Here is a 16,814-nt window from a genome sequence, read left to right as displayed (position 1 = left end):
CGCCCGACACGACAGCCCGGCGGCTACGCAACGCCCGCGCCCGCCCGGCGCCAGCGGATCCCCGATTCGAGGAAGCCGTCGATGTCGCCGTCCAGCACTGTGGTCGGATTGCCGACCTCGTACTCGGTGCGCAGGTCCTTGACCATCTGGTACGGGGCGAGCACGTAGGAGCGCATCTGCGTGCCCCAGGAGCTGCCGCCGTCGCCCTTGAGGGCGTTGAGCTGCTCCTGCTCCTCCTGACGGCGCCGTTCGAGAAGCTTGGCCTGCAGAACCCGCATCGCGGAGAGCTTGTTCTGCAGCTGCGACTTCTCGTTCTGGCAGGTGACGACGACGCCGGTGGGCAGGTGGGTGAGCCGCACCGCGGAGTCCGTGGTGTTCACCGACTGCCCGCCGGGGCCGGAGGAGCGGTAGACGTCCACCCGAACCTCGGACTCCGGGATCTCGATGTGGTCGGTGGTGCCGACCACCGGCAGCACCTCGACGTCGGCGAAGGAGGTCTGCCGCCTGCCCTGGTTGTCGAAGGGGCTGATCCGCACGAGCCGGTGGGTGCCCTGCTCGACCGAGAGCGTGCCGTAGGCGTAGGCGCTCTTGACCGCGAAAGTGGCGCTCTTGATGCCCGCCTCCTCGGCGTACGAGATGTCGTAGATCTCCACCGGGTGCTTGTGGCGCTCCGCCCAGCGGATGTACATGCGCATGAGCATCTGCGCCCAGTCCGCCGCGTCGATCCCGCCCGCGCCGGAGCGGATGGTGACCAGCGCCTCGCGCTCGTCATACTCCCCGTTGAGCAGGGTGCGCACTTCGAGCGTCTCGATGTCCTCGCGCAGCGCCTTGCGCTCCGCGTCCGCCTCGGCGAGCGCTTCTTGCCCCTCCGCGCCGCTGTCGTCCTCGGCGAGCTCGTAAAGCACGTGCAGGTCGTCCAGCCGGGAGCGCAAGGCGGTGACCGCGCGCAGCGTGGCCTGCCTTCTGGCGAGCCCGCTGGTGACCTCTTGGCCCCGGTCCTGGTCCTCCCAGAGCGAGGGGTCGGCGGCTTGTGATTCGAGGTCGGCGATCTCGGCTTCGAGCTTGCTGAGATCGAGCGCCGACTCCACCGTGGAGAGCGTCGCCGAGAGCCCGGCCAGATCCGCCGTTGTGTCTGGATGCATGGGAAACCAGCTTACCGTGCGCGGCGCTTGCGGAATCTCCGGAGAAACCGGACGGGCCGCCGCGTTGGGTTTATCACAAGATTTCGCATGAAACACCCCCTGTGTATGGCGCGAGTCACCAGTATCTGCTACCTTAGGTAGCACTCAAGTTGAAAAGTGTGGATTGTCGTCAGATCGTCAGAATAGGAGGTTGCCCGTATGTCCGCACCCACAGTGAACAAAACTTTCTACCCCAAGGTTCGCCGCATCGTCTTCCCCTTCGGCCAGTCCGCGCCGATCGACAAGTATTTCATGAAGGGCAACATCCCCTTCAGCCACCTGATCGCGCAGCTGTCCTTCGCCTTCCCGCCCGGCGAGGAGTTCTTCATCCGCTCGGTGCGGCGCTACTCCCACCTGATCGCCGACCCGGTCCTGAAGAAGCGCGTCGCCGGGTTCATCGGCCAAGAGGCCGTCCACGGCCTGCAGCACCGCGACCTGAACGACAAGCTCGTCGAGATGGGCTACGTGGGCCGCGACCGCGTGGAAAACCAGTTCAAAACGATAGAGGAACGCGAGAACCGGCTGGACGCGCAGTGGCCCGTCGCCGAGCACCCGGAGAAATACCGGCTGACCCGCTTCGCGATGTTGGCCGCGACCGCGACTGCGGAGCACGGCACCGCCGTGCTCGCCGAACGAGTCCTCGCCATCCCCGAGTCGCAGGCGCTGATGGCCGACTCCGAGGTCAAGAACCTCTTGAACTGGCACGCCTTCGAGGAGCTGGAGCACAAATCCGTCGCCGCCGACGTCTACCGCGCCGCAGGCGGCCCTGAATGGCTCCGCGTCTTCATCGCGCGCTACTTCGCCGCCACGAATTTGCCGCTGCTCTTCCTCGTCACCCTCGGCTCGATCATCGCGACCGACCGGGCCGCGCTGCTGCGCCCGATCCGGCTGGTCAAAGACTTCGTCGAGATGTTCCAGAGCCCCGTTCTGAAAGGAACGACCAAAGCCCTCAAGGTCGCCGGGCGGCGCGGCTTCCACCCCGACGACATCGACACCACGTCGCTGCTCGACAAATGGAACGCCGAACTCTTCGGCGACAACGGCGCCCTCCTCGACCACCTCAAATAAGCACCACGTCCAACAACAACTTCATCTGACGACAGGAGCCCATATGTCTGCCCCCACCCTCAGCAAGGCCTTGTACCCGAAGGTCCGCCGCATCGTCTTCCCCTTCGGCCAGCCCGTGCCGATGGACAAGTACTTTGTCGACGGGAACATCCCCTTGAGCCACCTGATCGCGCAGATGTCTTTCGTCTTCCCGCCCGGCGAGGAGGCTTTCATCCGCTCGGTCCGCCGCTACTCCCACCTGATCACCGACCCCGGGTTGAAGAAGCGCGTCGCCGGGTTCATCGGCCAAGAGGCCGTCCACGGCCTGCAGCACCGCGACCTGAACGACAAGCTGGTCGAGATGGGCTACCGGGGCTGGGAGCTCTCGGAGAACTTAGGCAAGAAGAACGAGGAGCGCGAGAACCGAATGGACGCGCAGTGGCCCCCGGCTCAGTACCCGGAGAAATACCGGCTGGCCCGTTTCGCGATGTTGGCCGCGACCGCGACTGCGGAGCACGGCACCGCCGTGCTCGCCGAACGCCTGCTCTCCCTTCCCGAGGCGCAGGCGCTGATGACCGACCCCGAGGTCAAGAACCTCCTGAACTGGCACGCCTTCGAGGAGCTGGAGCACAAATCCGTCGCCTTCGACGTCTACCGCGCCGTCGACGGCCCCGAATGGCTCCGCGTGGCCATCGCGCGAGTCACCGCCGCGACGATTGTGCCCGTGCTCGTCATCGGCAGCCTCATCTCCATCCTGGGCTGCGACAGGGGCGCGCTTCGTCGCCCGATCAAGATCGCCAAGGACGTGGTCCAGGTCTTCAAGCACCCCATCATGAAAGGTCTTCGCAAGGATATGAAGCTGGCCGGCCGGCGCGGCTTCCACCCCGACGACATCGACACCACGCCGCTGCTCGACAAATGGAACGCCGAACTCTTCGGCGACAACGGCGCCCTCCTCGACCACCTGAAATAACCCGTTCCGACCATACATAACAACCACTGGCAGAAATAAAAACAAAAGAGCAGAAAGAAGACGGAGTCGTTCATGTCCACCCCCACAGTGCCGAGAGGCAGCTACCCCAAGGTCCGCCGCATTGTCTTCCCCTTCGGCAAACCGGCGCCCATGGAGCGCTACTACGCCGATAACAGCGTCGTGTTCAGCCATCTGTTCGCGATGCTCTCCTTCGGCTTCCCGCCTGGGGAGGAGATCTTCATCCGATCGGTGCGCCGCTACGCGGACCAGATCACCGATCCGGGCTTGAAGAAGCGCGTCGCCGGGTTCATCGGCCAAGAGGCCGTCCACGGTCAGCAGCACCGCGAGCTGAACCTGAAGCTGATCGAGATGGGCTACTCGGCGGGGAACTTCATGGAGTGGGGCGGCAAGCTCCTCGAAAAGTGGGAGGACGGAGCGGTCAAACGGCTGAAGTTCATGCGCCCGGTCTTCCTCGCGGGCACCGCCGCCGCCGAGCACGGCACGGCGACGTTCGCCCGCCGAATCCTGACCAGCGAACAGGCACAGGCGATGCTGCGGGCGGGCGACCCGGAGGTCATGCACCTCTTGAACTGGCACACCCTTGAAGAGCTTGAGCACAAGTCGGTCGCGCACGACGTCTACCTCGCGGTCGGCGGCCCGGAGTGGCTGCGCAGGCTGGCGGGGGCGGTCGTCGCGTACGGGCTCTTGCCGCTGTGGACCCTGGGCACGCTGCTCTCCATCCTGCTCACCGACCGAGGGGCGCTGCTGCACCCGATCCGGCTGATCCGCGAAACGCGCAAGCTCTTCGCCAGCGACTTCATGCAGGGCGTGATCGGCGAGCTCGCCCTCTACACGAAGCGCGGCTTCCACCCAGATGACATCGACACCAACGAGCTGCTGGAGAAGTGGAGCGCCCAGCTGTTCGGCGAGCACGGCGCCCTCGTCGGCCATCTCAAGTGACCGCCTTCCCAGCCTGTCTCTCGAGATGATTTTTCGATAAAGGAACCGCCATGCCATCCCCCACTCCCAAGTCGGCAACCCTTCCCAAGGTCCGCCGGATCGCCTTCCCCTTCGGCAAGCCCAAGCCGATGAACAAACATTTCATGAAGGGCAACATCCCCTTCAGCCATCTGCTCGCGCTGCTCTCGTACAGCTTTCCGCCTGGCGAAGAGTTCTTCATCCGCGCGGTGCGCCGGTTCTCGGGCGAGATCACCGATCCCGTGCTCAAGAAGCGCGCGGCGGGGTTCGTCGGGCAGGAGGCCATGCACAGCCAGCAGCACAGCGTGCTCAATGAGAAACTGTTGGAGCTGGGCTACTCGAAGACCGTCTACAACATCACCATGATCGGCGGACGCGCTTTGGAGCGGGTGGAGCGTTTCACCGACGAGCACGCCATCCCTGGGATCAAATGGTTCCATCTCGGCCTGCTCGCCGCGACGGCCGCTGGCGAGCACTTCACGTCCGTGGCCGCCGAACGCATTCTCGGGCACGACGACGTGCAAGAGATACTCAGCGACCCCGAGGTCAGGAACCTCATGAACTGGCACGCCTTCGAGGAGATGGAGCACAAATCCGTCGCCTTCGACGTCTACAAGGCCGCAGGAGGCCCGGAATGGCTCCGTATCGCGGCGCTGCGGTTCTGGGCCGCTACGATGTACCCGCTGATCACGTTGGCCGTGTTGTTCTCCATCATCATGTCCGACACCGCCGCGCTGCTGCATCCGGCGCGACTCGTGCGGGAGACGGCCGACGTCTATCGCAGCGCCTTGGTCAAGGACATCCTCGGCAAGTTCAAGCCCTTCTACAAGCGCGGCTTCCACCCGGACGACATCGACACCAACGAGCTCCTGGAGAAGTGGAGCGCCCAGCTGTTCGGCGAGCAGGGCGCCCTCGTCGGCCACCTGAAGTGACCGGTGCTACGGAAACCACTACGATAGGATCTCAATCACCACTATGAATTCGCATACCCACGAGTTGACTGTCTTCGAAGTCGTCAGGGAAACCGCAGACGCGGTCTCCCTCGTGTTCGACATCCCTTCGGAGATCGCCGACAAGTTCGCCTACTCCCCCGGCCAGTTCCTCACGTTGAAAGTGCCGAGCGAGCAGACCGGCTCCGTGGCACGGTGCTACTCCCTGTCGAGCAGCCCGCACCGGGACAAGCGGCTCAGCGTGACCGTCAAGCGGACGGTGGACGGGTACGCGTCGAACTGGATCTGCGACAACGCCAAGCCGGGCGCGAAGATCACCGTTCTCGAGCCCTCTGGGACGTTCGTGCCGAAGACGCTGGACCACGACGTGCTGCTCTTCGCGGGCGGCAGCGGCGTCACCCCGATCCTGTCCATCGTCACCTCGGTGCTCGTCGCGGGCACGGGCAAGGTGGCAGTGGTTTACGCGAACCGCGACAAGGATTCGGTCATCTTCGCCCAGCGCCTCCAGCAGCTGAGCGACGAGTTCTCCGACCGGCTGACCGTGCTGCACTGGTTGGAGTCCGAATCCGGCCTGCCGACCCCGGAGGGCATCGCCGAGCTGGCGCGGCCCTACCAGGATCGCGATCTGTACCTTTGCGGGCCTGCGGGCTACTCCGCCGCGGTGCGCGAGGCGCTGGCCGTGCTCGGCGTGGCTCCGGGCGCGCTGCGCCACGAGGAGTACATCTCCCTGCAGAACAATCCGTTCGACGAGGCTCCGATCGTGATCCCCGAGCCCCAGGAGCTTGGCGACACGGCGGTCGTCGAAGTGGAGTTCAAGGGCGAGACCTTCGAGCTGAGCTGGCCGAAGGAGACGCCCTTGCTCGACGTCCTCCTCGCCAAGGGGATCGACGCCCCGTACGTCTGCAGGGAGTCGGCCTGCGGCACCTGCGTCTGCACGGTGAAAGAGGGCGAAGTGGAGATGCGGATGAACGAGTCGCTTATCGACGAGGAGCTTGAGGCCGGCATCATCCTTGCCTGTCAGGCGCGCCCCCTCACCCATCGGGTCCGCGTCGCCTTCGACCAGTAACGGGCCTCCGTTGTCCCCATGCAGGCGCGCCGCCATGGTCGCCTGCATGGGGATGCACTCGGGTTGCGCGAGGGCCACGTGGTCGCGGGGGTTCGCCTCCGATGTCGCGACCGGTCCGCTGCGCGAGATGCCGGCCTAGTACGCGTTCCACCCGGCGCGCGGCTCCAGCCACCAGTGCGTGGCCGCCTTCCCAGGCAGATAAAAGGCTGTGAGCTGCTCCCCCGGCCTCGGCCAATGCCCGCCTGCGAGGACGACGATGCGATCGTAGACCTCGGTCGGCGCAAGCTCTGAGGAATTCAAGAAGCCGCTGATCGTGCAGAACGCCTCCGGGCCGTCCGGTCCCCGCTCCGGGGACACGCCCGTGACGGTGAGCGTTGCGAGGACCGCTCCGGCTGGCGGGCACGGCAGCGCCCGCGAGCCGGAGAAAAACTGCCGTCCGTGCCAAATCAGCAGACCAAGCATCGCCAACGCGAACAACACCCCAAACGCTACGAACATCCACTCAGATTACGCTCGACGTCCATGAGCATCTCAACTTGGCAGGACGACCTCGACGTCGCGCTGCGCCTCGCCGAGGCCGCCGACGCCATCACCACGCGCCGGTTCCTTGCTTCGGACCTCTCTATCACCGCGAAGCCCGACCTCACGCCGGTGACCGAGGCCGACCTCGCCGTCGAGACTCGGATCCGCGAGATCCTCGCCGAGGTGCGCCCCGCCGACGCCGTGCTCGGCGAGGAGTTCGGCGGCGAGGCGGCTTTCGCGGGCCGACAGTGGGTCGTCGACCCGATCGACGGGACGAAGAATTACGTGCGCGGGGTGCCGGTCTGGGCCACCCTCGTCGCCCTGCTCGTGGACGGGGTTCCCGTCGTCGGAGTCGTCAGCGCCCCGGCCCTGCACCGGCGGTGGTGGGCGGCGGAGGGCGCGGGCGCGTTCGTCGCGGCTCCCGGCTCCGCGCCGCGCCGCGCCAAGGTGTCCGAGGTCGCCAACCTCCACGACGCGAGCCTTTCGGTCTCGGACTGGCGGGAAGGGGCGTTCGGCGAGCGGATCCGGGCGCTGGAGTCGAAGGTCTGGCGACTGCGCGGCTACGGTGACTTCTACCACTACTGCTTGCTCGCGGAGGGCGCGGTCGACCTCGCCGCGGAGCCCGAGGTCTCGCTCTGGGACCTCGCCGCCCTCGATGTCCTCGTCCGTGAGGCTGGCGGCCGTTTCACCTCGTTGACCGGGCAAGACGGCCCCCATGGGGGCAGCGCTCTGGCGAGCAACGGTAGACTGCACGGCATGGCTCTCGAAGCCTTGGGGGGACCCGGCGCGTAAGCAAAGGCGCCCCGCCGGAAAGCCTTAATTACTGGTCAGTAACATAGCTCTCGACCCAAGGAAATTCGGCGATAGGAACCTCGACGGACATGTCCACCAAACCCGCTTCTGCAGACGCTTCCCCCAAGCCGCTTTCGAGCAAGAAGAAGACCCCGATCGGCCTGGGGCTGCGCGCCCTGTCCGCGATCACTGGCTCGGATCTGGTCAATAAATACGACCTCAACAAGCAGTTGACCTGGACCTCGTACAACGCGAGCAAGACCGGTTTCAAGGCGCTCGGCGTCGCCAACCGGGTCTTCCAGCAAGTCGCCGGCGGCGGCAAGGCCGCCCGCCCCGCCCGCGCCAAGAGCGACCTGTTCGACCTCACCCCCGAGGAAGACCAGAAGCTCATCGTCGAGACCGTCAAGGAGTTCGCCGACGAGGTGCTGCGCCCCGCCGCCCTTGAGGCCGACGCCGCCGTCGCCGCGCCGCAGTCGATCCTGGACCGCTCGGCCGAGCTGGGCGTCACGCTGATCAACGTCCCCGAGGAGTTCGAGGGGGCCGCCGCCGAGCGCAACGCGATCACAAACGCGCTCGTCGCCGAGGCGCTCGCCTACGGCGACCTCGGCCTGGCCCTGCCGATCCTCGCGCCGAGCGCGGTCGCCATCGCGCTGGGCGAATGGGGCACCGACGGCCAGCAGAAGACCTACCTGCCCTCCTTCGCCGAGGACAAGGCTCCGCAGTCCGCGTTCGTCATCGCCGAGCCGCAGCCGCTCTTCAACCCCTTCGACCTCAAGACCAAGGCGGTCCGGACCCCGAGCGGGTTCAAGCTGAGCGGCGTGAAGGCGCTCGTCCCCGCCGCGGGCTCCTCCGAGCTGTTCATCATCGGAGCCCAGCTCGAAGGCCGCCCCGCGCTCTTCATCGTGGAGTCCGGCAATAGGGGCCTCACCGTCGAGGGCGACCCGAGCATGGGCCTTCGCGCCGCGGGCATCGGCCGCATCAACCTCGACAACGTGGTCGTGCCCGAGAGCGCGCTCCTCGGCGACCCGGACCCGCAGGCCCGCGAGAACAACTACACCGAGTCGGTGCGCCTCGCGCGCATCGCGTGGGCTTCCGTCGCCGCCGGAGTCGGACAGGCCGTCCTCGACTACGTCATCCCCTACGTGAACGGCCGCGAGGCGTTCGGCGAGCCGATCAGCCACCGCCAGGCAGTCGCCTTCATGGTGGCCAACATCGCCATCGAGCTCGACGGCATCCGGCTCGTCGCCCTCCGGGGAGCCTCCCGCGCCGCCCAGGGCCTGCCGTTCGCCCGCGAGGCGGCGCTCGCCCGCCGTCTCGCCTCCGAGAAGGGCATGCAGATCGGCCTGGACGGCGTGCAGCTGCTCGGCGGCCACGGCTTCACCAAGGAGCACCCGGTCGAGCGTTGGTACCGCGACCTGCGGGCAGTCGGCGTCGCCGAAGGCGTCATCCTCGTCTAATTCCCCGACTCTAGATAGAGAGGATTTCGCACTATGCCTATCAACCTCGAACTTTCCAAAGACCTCGAAGCTATCGTCGAGAAGGCGCACAAAGTCGCTTCCGAAGTCTTCCGCCCGATCTCGCGCAAGTACGACATCGCCGAGCACGAGTACCCTTCCGAACTCGACGCGGTCGCGGCCAACCCCGAGACGAAGGACCTGTTCTCCCCCGGCAGCAACATCGGGGAGGTTCTGAACATCCTCGAGCTCTCCTGGGGCGACCTCGGCCTCGCGCTGACCTTCCCCGGCAACGGACTCGGCAATGCCGCCATCGCGGCGGTCGCCACGCCGGAGCAGCTTGAGCGTTTCGGAGCCGAATGGGCCGCGATGGCGATCACCGAGCCCGGCTGCGGCTCGGACTCCGCCGCCATCACGACCACGGCGGTGCTCGACGGCGACGAGTACGTCATCAACGGCGAGAAGATCTTCGCCACGGCGGGAGCCCGCGCGAAGAACGTCGTCGTGTGGGCCTCGATCGACCCCGCAGCAGGACGCGCGGCGATCAAGTCGTTCGTCGTGCCCTGGGGCACCCCGGGCATGACGCTGGTGCGTCTGGAGCACAAGCTCGGCATCAAGGCCTCCGACACCGCGGCGATCCTCTTCGACAACGTCCGCGTGCCGAAGGAGAACCTGCTCGGCTCCCCCGAGGTGAACGTCGAAAAGGGCTTCGCCGGGGTCATGCAGACCTTCGACAACACCCGCCCCGTGGTCGCCGGGCAGGCGCTCGGCGTCGCCAAGGCCGCCCTGGAGGAGCTGCGCTCGATCTTGGAGAAGGAGGGCGTGGAGATCAGCTACGACATCCCCGCGTACAACCAGCAGTCCGCTGCGGCGGACTACCTGGCGCTGGAGGCGGACTGGGAAGCCGGCTACCTGCTCTCCTTGAAAGCCGCGTGGATGACGGACAAGAAGCTGTCCAACTCCAAAGAGGCCTCCATCGCCAAGGCAAAGGCCGGGCGTGCCGCCACGGCGATCACCCTCAAGGCGGTCGAACTCGCGGGCCTGTACGGCTACTCGCAGAAGTCTCTGCTCGAAAAGTGGGCTCGCGACGCGAAGATCACCGACATCTACGAGGGCACCCAGCAGATCCAGCAGCTCATCGTCGCCCGGCGCGCCCTCGGGCTCTCGTCCGCGCAGCTCAAGTGACCACACCACTCGGAAAAAGGCGTTAAACATGGCGATCAACCTCGAACTCCCGAAGAAGTTCGTTCCCTTCCTCACCCTCGCCCACGAGTTCGCGGGCAACTACCTCCGGCCCATCGCGCGCAAGTACGACCTCGCCGAACACGACTACCCAGTTGAAATGGACGTCATCGGCGCGGCGTACGACGCGATCAACGCGACCAGCGACATGGGCGCGTCCGTCAACTCGCAGGCCAAGGACGAGCCGGCGGAGAGCACGGACTCGAAAGAGAACAAGAACGGCGCGAACCTCAACTCCGTCCTCGCGATGGCCGAGAGCTGCTGGGGCTGCCCCGGCCTCACCCTCACCATCCCCGGCCAGGGCCTCGGCAACTCCGCCATCGCGGCGGTCGCCAACGAGGAGCAGTACAAGCGGTTCGGCAACAAGTGGGCCGCGATGGCGATCACCGAGCCCGGCTGCGGCTCGGACTCCGCCGCCATTAAGACCACCGCGATCCCGGACGGCGACGAGTACGTCATCAACGGCGAGAAGATCTTCGCCACCGCCGCCTCCCGCGCCAGCCACATCGTCGTCTGGGCGACCGTGGACAAGAGCCTTGGCCGCGCCGCGATCAAATCCTTCGTGGTTCCCCGCGACACCCCGGGGGTCAACCTGATCCGCGTCGAGCACAAGCTCGGGATCAAAGCCTCCGACACCTGCGCGCTGATCTTCGACAACGTCCGCGTCCCCAAGTCGAACCTCCTCGGCTCCCCAGAGGTGAACGTCGAAAAGGGCTTCGCCGGGGTCATGCAGACCTTCGACAACACCCGCCCCGTGGTCGCCTCCATGTCCATCGGCGTGGCCCGAGGCGCTCTTGAGGACCTCCTGGAAATCCTCAACGAGGCCGGGATCGAGATCAGCTACGACAAGCCCGCGCACGTCCAGCACGCCGCGGCGGCCGAGTACCTGCGCCTTGAAGCCGACTACGAGGCCGCCTACCTGCTCACGCTCAAGGCGGCGTGGATGGCCGACAACAAGATCCCGAACTCTCGGGAAGCCTCCATGGCCAAGGCCAAAGCGGGCCGCATGGGCTCCGACGTCACCCTGCGCGCGATCGAGCTCGCGGGCCTCTACGGCTACTCCCAGCGCACGCTCTTGGAGAAATACGGCAGGGACACGAAGATTTTCGACATCTACGAGGGCACCCAGCAGATCCAACAGCTCATCGTCGCCCGCCGCACCCTCAACCTCACCTCGGCGCAGCTGAAGTAAAAACGAAACTCGCGCGAGCGGAAAAGAATGCCTTTTCCGCTCGCGCGAGTTTTACTCCGACCTCCTCGAATTCTGCGTGAGGCCTACCCGAAATGATCGCCATAGGGTAAACTTGATCTTGTGTTCGCAGGAGCACAACCACACAACGCAAGAGAAGCACACAACGTAAGAGAAGGCAGGAATGACGATGATCACTCCCACTTTGATGGCTTCCACTCAGATCCTCGCTGAGGCGACACGATACACAGCGTACGGCTGGATCGGCTACATCATCATCGGCGGTCTCGCCGGTTGGATCGCGAGCAAGTTCCTGGGCACCGACGAACGGCAAGGGTTTTTACTGAACATCGTCTTCGGTGTGATCGGCGGGCTGGTCGGCGGCTACCTGCTCAGCTTCATCTGGCATTCGAGCGGAGGCTTCTGGTTCACCTTCATCAGCGCGCTCGTCGGCGCGTCCATCCTCATCTGGATCTGGAAAAAACTCAGCAGCAAGTAAACTTTCCGCGCCTATAACAGGACGACCGGGCCAGTGTCACTGGCCCGGTCGTCCTGTTATAGGCTCTGTGCTATGAGCGAGAACACAACGCCGGTATGGGTGGATTTCGGCACGCCGGACTTCGAGGGCAGCGCGGGATTCTTCGCGCAGCTCTTCGGCTGGACCTACGAGCGCAACGCGGACTTCGGCGGGTACGGCAATTTCTCTCGGGGTTCGAGCCTGGTCGCAGGCGGCATGGAAGTCGCGCCCGACCAGGGCATACCGCCATGCTGGACGATCTATTTCCGGGCCGACGACATCGCTGCGGCCACCGAAAAGGCCAAGGCTGCTGGCGCGACCGTGTTCTGCGAGCCGATGCCGGTGGGCGACCTCGGCTTCATGGCCGTCATCGCCGACCCGACTGGGGCCGTTTTCGGGCTGTGGCAGCCGGGCTCGCACAAAGGCTTCGTCCGCGCGAACGAGCCGGGCAACCCTGTCTGGTTCGAACTCAGCACCCGTGACAAAACGGCGGGGGTCGCCTTCTACAGCGACCTTTTCGGCTGGTCCGCCCGCCCCTACGAGTCAGAGGGCCCGGACTACACGGTGTTCGCCACGCCGGAGACCGGCGAGTTCGCCGGGTCTATCGACGCGAGCAGCTTCCTGCCCGAGGGGGTGCCGAACCACTGGCTGGTCTACTTCGGCGTCACGGACACGGACGCGGCGGTCGAGAAGGCGCAGAGCCTCGGCGGCACCGTGCTCGCCCCGGCGTTCGACACCCCGAACGGGCGGATCGCAGTGCTCGCAGACCCGAAGGGCATCGCCTTCGGCGTGGTGAGCGTCAGCTAAGCCGCGCCTCGAGGGAGCCTTAAAACGGCACCACGTCGTCCGCGTGCACGACGGGCTTCGCGAGTTCGCCCCGTCCAGCGAGCGCTTCGCTCAGCTCCACCGCCCCGTACCCGGCCACGCCCCTGGCGACCTGCGCCCCGCGCTGGTCCGCGAAGACGACCACGTCTCCAGCCCGGAACTCCCCCAAGGCGGCTTTCACGCCCGCGATGAGCAGGGATTTTCGGTCGGCGGTGACGGCGCGCACCGCGCCGTCGTCGAGGACCAGCGAGCCTGCGGGCTCTGCGGCGTGCCGGATCCAGAACTTCCGCGCCGACAGCCTTGGGGCTCGCGGGGCGAACACGGTGCCGCTTCGCCCTTCGAGCAAGGCTTCTGCCCCGCGCGGGGCAGAGGTGACGAGCACCGGAACCCCGGCGTCCGCGGCCATCCGGGCCGCGCGGAGCTTGCTTTCCATCCCCCCGGTGCCCAAACCGCTGCCGCCTTTGGCCGTCACCCCGTCCAAGTCGGCGGCCGAGGCCACCAGGTCGAGCCGGACGGCTCCTGGCTCTTGCGGATTGCGGTCGTACACCCCGTCCACGTCGGAGAGCAGCACGAGCGCCTCCGCTCCGACCAGGTGCGCGACCAGCGCCGCCACCCGGTCGTTGTCCCCGAGCCGGACCGTGGCCGTCGAGACCACGTCGTTCTCGTTGATCACCGGGACCGCGCCGAGCGAGATCAGCCGGTTGAGCGTGCGCTGGGCGTTCGCGTTGTGCTCTCGGATCGAGAAGTCCTGCACGGAGAGCAGCACCTGCCCGACGACTTTCCCGTACCGGGCGAACGACGCGCCCCACGCCAGGGCGAGGGCCGATTGCCCGACGCTGGCGGCGGCGCGCTGGGTGAGATGGTCCTGGGGACGGCGGGGCAGCCCGAGCGGCGCGAGTCCCGCGGCGACCGCGCCAGAGCTCACGACCAAGACTTTGCCGCCCGCTTCGATCCGCCCTGCGATCGCGTCCACGAGGGAGTCCAGTTTCGCGACGTCCACCCCGACGCCCGCGCTGGTGAACGCGGAGGAGCCGATCTTCACCACCAGGGTGCGGGCGGCTCGGACCTGCTCGCGCACCGAGGCGGAGGCTGTCGCCGCGTCCACGGCGTTCACTCGGGAAGCTCCTCGTCGTCCTCCCACAGCTCCTCGTCGGGCTCCTCGAGGCTGCGTTGCGCCTCCCCCACCCTGGTGTCGGTGCCTCGGGACCCGTGCCGCCGAGAGGTCAGCCTCGGCTCCCAGCCGAACACGACATCCCCGATGCGCACGTCGACGCCCGGCTCCGCGCCGAGCTTGGTGAGCTGCTCTTCCACGCCGAGCTTCGCGAGCCGGTCCGCGAGGTAGCCGACGGCCTCCTCGTTGTCGAACTGCGTCTGGCGGACCCAGCGTTCCGGCCTCGCCCCGGTGACCAGGAAGCCTTCGGGGTTCTCTGGGTCCGTCCGGACCGAGAACTGCGATTCGTCGATGGGCTTGGGCCGGACGATCTGCCGCGCGGGCTCGATCTGCGCCATGCGGGCCCGATGCTCCTCCACCAGCGCCGCGAGCGCGAACGTCAGCGCGCGCAGCCCCTCGCCGCTCGCCGCCGAGATCTTGAAGACCTTCGGCGACTCGGGCTCCGCCCACGGCTCGTCCGCCGAGGCGGAACCGCCGCGCAGCTTCTCGGCCAACTCGTCCGCCACCATGTCGGCGAGGTCCGCCGCGTCCGGCACGTCGATCTTGTTCAGCACCGCGATCCGGGGACGGCCGAGCAGATCGCCGAGGCCGAGGTCGGTGTCCAGAGCAGGTTTGTAGGCCGCGAGCTCTTGCTCCACCGCCTCGAAGTCGGACACCGGGTCGCGCCCGGAGTCGAGCGTCGCGCAGTCCAACACGTGCACCAGCACCGCGCAGCGGTCCACATGCCGCAGGAAGTCAAGGCCAAGGCCCTTCCCCTCCGCCGCGCCGGGGATCAAGCCAGGCACGTCCGCGACGGTGAACGTGGTGTCCCCCGAGGACACGACGCCGAGGTTCGGGACCAGCGTGGTGAAGGGGTAGTCGGCGATCTTGGGCTTCGCGGCGGAAAGCGCCCCGATCAGCGAGGACTTCCCCGCATTGGGATAGCCGATGAGGCCCACATCGGCCACCGAGCGCAGTTCGAGGGTGAAATCGCCCGTTTCGCCCTCCTCGCCGAGCAGCGCGAAGCCGGGAGCCTTGCGGGCCTTGGAGACCAGCGCCGCGTTGCCGAGGCCGCCCCGGCCGCCCTCCGCGACGACGAACCTGGTCCCCTCGCCGGTGAGGTCCGCGACGAACTCGCCGCGCGCGTCGAAGACGACGGTGCCGGACGGGACCGGCAGGACGAGGTCTTCGCCCCGAGCGCCGTTGCGGTTCGAGCCCATGCCCATCTTGCCGTCTTGGGCCTTGATGTGCGGGTGGAAGTGGAAGTCCAGCAGCGTGTGCGCCTGCGAGGAGACCTCGAACACCACCGAGCCGCCGTGGCCGCCGTTCCCGCCGTCCGGGCCGCCAAGAGGTTTGAACTTCTCGCGATGGATCGAGGAGCAACCGTGGCCACCTGATCCGGCGCTCACATGGACCACGACGCGATCTATGAAACGCGCCATGGGGAGAAAACCTTACGCTTCGACAGCCTCGGCGGCTTCGATGTTGACGGTCTTGCGGCCACGCTTGGAGCCGAAGAGGACCTTGCCCGCGACGAGCGCGAACAGGGTGTCGTCGCCGCCTCGGCCGACGCCCTCTCCCGGGTGGAAGTGGGTGCCGCGCTGGCGCACGATGATCTCGCCCGCGTTCACAGCCTGGCCGCCGAACCGCTTCACGCCGAGCCGCTGGGCGTTGGAGTCGCGGCCGTTGCGGGAGCTGGAAGCGCCTTTCTTATGTGCCATGGGTCTTTATCCTCTCGTCGAAGTCTTCTTGTCGCGAATGCAGATCAGGCGATACCGGTCACCTTGAGCACCGTCAGCGGCTGACGGTGGCCCTGGCGACGGTGGTAGCCGGTCTTGTTCTTGAAGTGGTGGATGCGGATCTTCGGGCCCTTGGTGTGCTCGACGACCTCGGCGGTCACCTTCGCCTTGGCCAGCGCGTCGGCCTTCGTGGTGACGGTGGACCCGTCGGCGATGAGCACCGGGGTGAGGGAGACGGCAGCGCCGGGCTCGCCCTCGAGCTTCTCCACGCTCACCACGTCGCCAACGGCGACCTTGTACTGCTTGCCGCCAGTCTTCACAACCGCGTAAGTGGCCATAGTTCTCACATTCCTCGAAGCTTGCCCAGGTCGTACCTGCGGGGTTTTCAGCCCACGACGGGCCAGAAACAACCGAGTCATTCTAGGGGAGAGCGGCTCGGAGAGTCAACTTGACGCGGCCGTTCCCAAAAAGACACGTACGAGCGGTCTTTGTGGAACGCCCAAAGCTCGTCGTAGCGGCGCTGCCGTTCCTCGGACCCAGTCTGCGGATCGCCGATCGCGGCGAACTCTCTCGCGTACCGGCGGCTGTCGTCGAGTGCCGCGCGGATCCTGGTCGCCAAGGCGTCCCGCAAGGCCGCGCGCCCCGGCGAGCCCGCAGCCGCCCGGTCGAGGACGGCCACGAATCCCAGCATCGCGTCGAAAACCGCCACGGCCCGAGACCACGCGCCCCCGACCACCGCGCATATCGCGGCGACCAAGTCGGTGACCTCGCCCGGCCCCTCCGGGTCCCGGCGGATTGCTGGGGGCACCCCCGGCACCTCGGGGAACATCTTCCGGTTCATCTCCGAAACGGCCCGCACCCGCGCCTTCGCCGCCGCGACCGCCGTTTCCGCCGTCTCGTCGCCGCCCAAGCCCCAGCGCTCCGGACACCAGCCATTCGCCCAGACCACGATGTGCTTGACCTCCCAAAGCGTCCCTGCCACGCATCCGTTCGCTCGGGTAATCTGGAACCGAAGGTCCGGCGGGCACAACTCGTGCATCCAGTCCCGGAGGATCGTGACCTCGGTGTCCGCGAGGACCGCTATCGCATAGTCCGGCGACTCCGGGTCGCACCAGCGCGACCAGAAGCCTTCGAGCTCTTCCGCAAGCTCGTCCGGGGCCTCCGGTCCGCCCTCGACAGCCATAGCGCC

Annotated in this window: 18 protein-coding genes; 11 read left to right on the top strand and 7 right to left on the bottom strand. The window is 66.8% G+C overall.

Annotation, left to right across the window (positions count from 1 at the left end; genetic code table 11):
* Nucleotides 1-23 precede the first annotated feature (23 nt).
* Nucleotides 24-1,142 (bottom strand): peptide chain release factor 2, encoded by a 1,119-nt coding sequence (gene prfB / locus HMPREF9336_RS15960; RefSeq protein ID WP_007468818.1) that lies wholly within the window; start codon nucleotides 1,140-1,142, stop codon nucleotides 24-26.
* A gap of 198 nt (nucleotides 1,143-1,340) precedes the next feature.
* Here prfB and HMPREF9336_RS15955 point away from each other — a divergent pair, with 198 nt between their 5' ends.
* The 5 genes from HMPREF9336_RS15955 (at nucleotide 1,341) to HMPREF9336_RS15935 (ending at nucleotide 6,195) form a co-directional block, all read left to right on the top strand.
* Complete coding sequence (locus HMPREF9336_RS15955; RefSeq protein WP_007468817.1) at nucleotides 1,341-2,249, top strand: metal-dependent hydrolase; 909 nt, start codon at nucleotides 1,341-1,343, stop codon at nucleotides 2,247-2,249.
* A 43-nt stretch (nucleotides 2,250-2,292) separates the two neighbouring features.
* Nucleotides 2,293-3,201, top strand: a complete 909-nt coding sequence (locus HMPREF9336_RS15950; protein WP_007468816.1) for a metal-dependent hydrolase — start codon at nucleotides 2,293-2,295, stop codon at nucleotides 3,199-3,201.
* 72 nt (nucleotides 3,202-3,273) lie between these two features.
* Nucleotides 3,274-4,161, top strand: a complete 888-nt coding sequence (locus HMPREF9336_RS15945; RefSeq protein ID WP_007468815.1) for a metal-dependent hydrolase — start codon at nucleotides 3,274-3,276, stop codon at nucleotides 4,159-4,161.
* 50 nt (nucleotides 4,162-4,211) lie between these two features.
* On the top strand, nucleotides 4,212-5,111 hold the full coding sequence (locus HMPREF9336_RS15940; RefSeq protein WP_007468814.1) for a metal-dependent hydrolase: 900 nt from the start codon (nucleotides 4,212-4,214) through the stop codon (nucleotides 5,109-5,111).
* A 43-nt stretch (nucleotides 5,112-5,154) separates the two neighbouring features.
* Entirely contained in the window at nucleotides 5,155-6,195 is a 1,041-nt protein-coding gene (locus tag HMPREF9336_RS15935) for a ferredoxin--NADP reductase (protein WP_007468813.1), read from the top strand.
* Nucleotides 6,196-6,330: 135 nt separating this feature from the next.
* Here the strand turns inward: HMPREF9336_RS15935 and HMPREF9336_RS15930 are convergent, their stop codons facing one another.
* On the bottom strand, nucleotides 6,331-6,693 hold the full coding sequence (locus HMPREF9336_RS15930; RefSeq protein WP_021030861.1) for a hypothetical protein: 363 nt from the start codon (nucleotides 6,691-6,693) through the stop codon (nucleotides 6,331-6,333).
* Between the two features lie 24 nt (nucleotides 6,694-6,717).
* On the opposite strand from HMPREF9336_RS15930, the gene hisN reads away from it, so the two are divergent.
* From hisN to HMPREF9336_RS15900, 6 genes are all read left to right on the top strand, one after another.
* Nucleotides 6,718-7,509, top strand: a complete 792-nt coding sequence (hisN, locus tag HMPREF9336_RS15925) for a histidinol-phosphatase (RefSeq protein WP_021030860.1) — start codon at nucleotides 6,718-6,720, stop codon at nucleotides 7,507-7,509.
* A gap of 89 nt (nucleotides 7,510-7,598) precedes the next feature.
* A complete protein-coding gene (locus tag HMPREF9336_RS15920) occupies nucleotides 7,599-8,966 on the top strand; it encodes an acyl-CoA dehydrogenase family protein (protein ID WP_007468808.1) in 1,368 nt (455 codons plus the stop codon).
* A gap of 33 nt (nucleotides 8,967-8,999) precedes the next feature.
* The gene (locus HMPREF9336_RS15915) at nucleotides 9,000-10,148 is read left to right on the top strand and encodes an acyl-CoA dehydrogenase family protein (RefSeq protein WP_007468806.1); all 1,149 of its coding nucleotides are present in this window, start codon (nucleotides 9,000-9,002) and stop codon (nucleotides 10,146-10,148) included.
* A 28-nt stretch (nucleotides 10,149-10,176) separates the two neighbouring features.
* Complete coding sequence (locus HMPREF9336_RS15910; protein ID WP_007468804.1) at nucleotides 10,177-11,397, top strand: acyl-CoA dehydrogenase family protein; 1,221 nt, start codon at nucleotides 10,177-10,179, stop codon at nucleotides 11,395-11,397.
* 181 nt (nucleotides 11,398-11,578) lie between these two features.
* The gene (locus tag HMPREF9336_RS15905) at nucleotides 11,579-11,893 is read left to right on the top strand and encodes a GlsB/YeaQ/YmgE family stress response membrane protein (protein WP_007468802.1); all 315 of its coding nucleotides are present in this window, start codon (nucleotides 11,579-11,581) and stop codon (nucleotides 11,891-11,893) included.
* 72 nt (nucleotides 11,894-11,965) lie between these two features.
* Nucleotides 11,966-12,718: a VOC family protein gene (locus tag HMPREF9336_RS15900; protein ID WP_021030858.1), complete on the top strand. Its 753-nt coding sequence runs from the start codon at nucleotides 11,966-11,968 to the stop codon at nucleotides 12,716-12,718.
* Nucleotides 12,719-12,737: 19 nt separating this feature from the next.
* Here the strand turns inward: HMPREF9336_RS15900 and proB are convergent, their stop codons facing one another.
* From proB to HMPREF9336_RS15875, 5 genes are all read right to left on the bottom strand, one after another.
* Nucleotides 12,738-13,850: a glutamate 5-kinase gene (gene proB / locus HMPREF9336_RS15895; RefSeq protein WP_007468797.1), complete on the bottom strand. Its 1,113-nt coding sequence runs from the start codon at nucleotides 13,848-13,850 to the stop codon at nucleotides 12,738-12,740.
* On the bottom strand, nucleotides 13,847-15,328 hold the full coding sequence (gene obgE / locus HMPREF9336_RS15890; protein WP_007468795.1) for a GTPase ObgE: 1,482 nt from the start codon (nucleotides 15,326-15,328) through the stop codon (nucleotides 13,847-13,849). Before obgE ends, proB begins: the two co-directional genes overlap by 4 nt.
* 12 nt (nucleotides 15,329-15,340) lie before the next feature.
* Nucleotides 15,341-15,607: a 50S ribosomal protein L27 gene (gene rpmA / locus HMPREF9336_RS15885; protein ID WP_007468793.1), complete on the bottom strand. Its 267-nt coding sequence runs from the start codon at nucleotides 15,605-15,607 to the stop codon at nucleotides 15,341-15,343.
* Nucleotides 15,608-15,651: 44 nt separating this feature from the next.
* Nucleotides 15,652-15,963, bottom strand: a complete 312-nt coding sequence (gene rplU, locus HMPREF9336_RS15880; RefSeq protein ID WP_007468791.1) for a 50S ribosomal protein L21 — start codon at nucleotides 15,961-15,963, stop codon at nucleotides 15,652-15,654.
* A 77-nt stretch (nucleotides 15,964-16,040) separates the two neighbouring features.
* On the bottom strand, nucleotides 16,041-16,808 hold the full coding sequence (locus HMPREF9336_RS15875) for a hypothetical protein (RefSeq protein ID WP_007468789.1): 768 nt from the start codon (nucleotides 16,806-16,808) through the stop codon (nucleotides 16,041-16,043).
* Nucleotides 16,809-16,814: the final 6 nt, after the last annotated feature.

This window comes from Segniliparus rugosus ATCC BAA-974, assembly GCF_000185725.2.
Taxonomy (GTDB): domain Bacteria; phylum Actinomycetota; class Actinomycetes; order Mycobacteriales; family Mycobacteriaceae; genus Segniliparus; species Segniliparus rugosus.
Note: the sequence above shows the minus strand (reverse complement) of the source record. Positions and strands in the feature narration are given on the sequence as shown.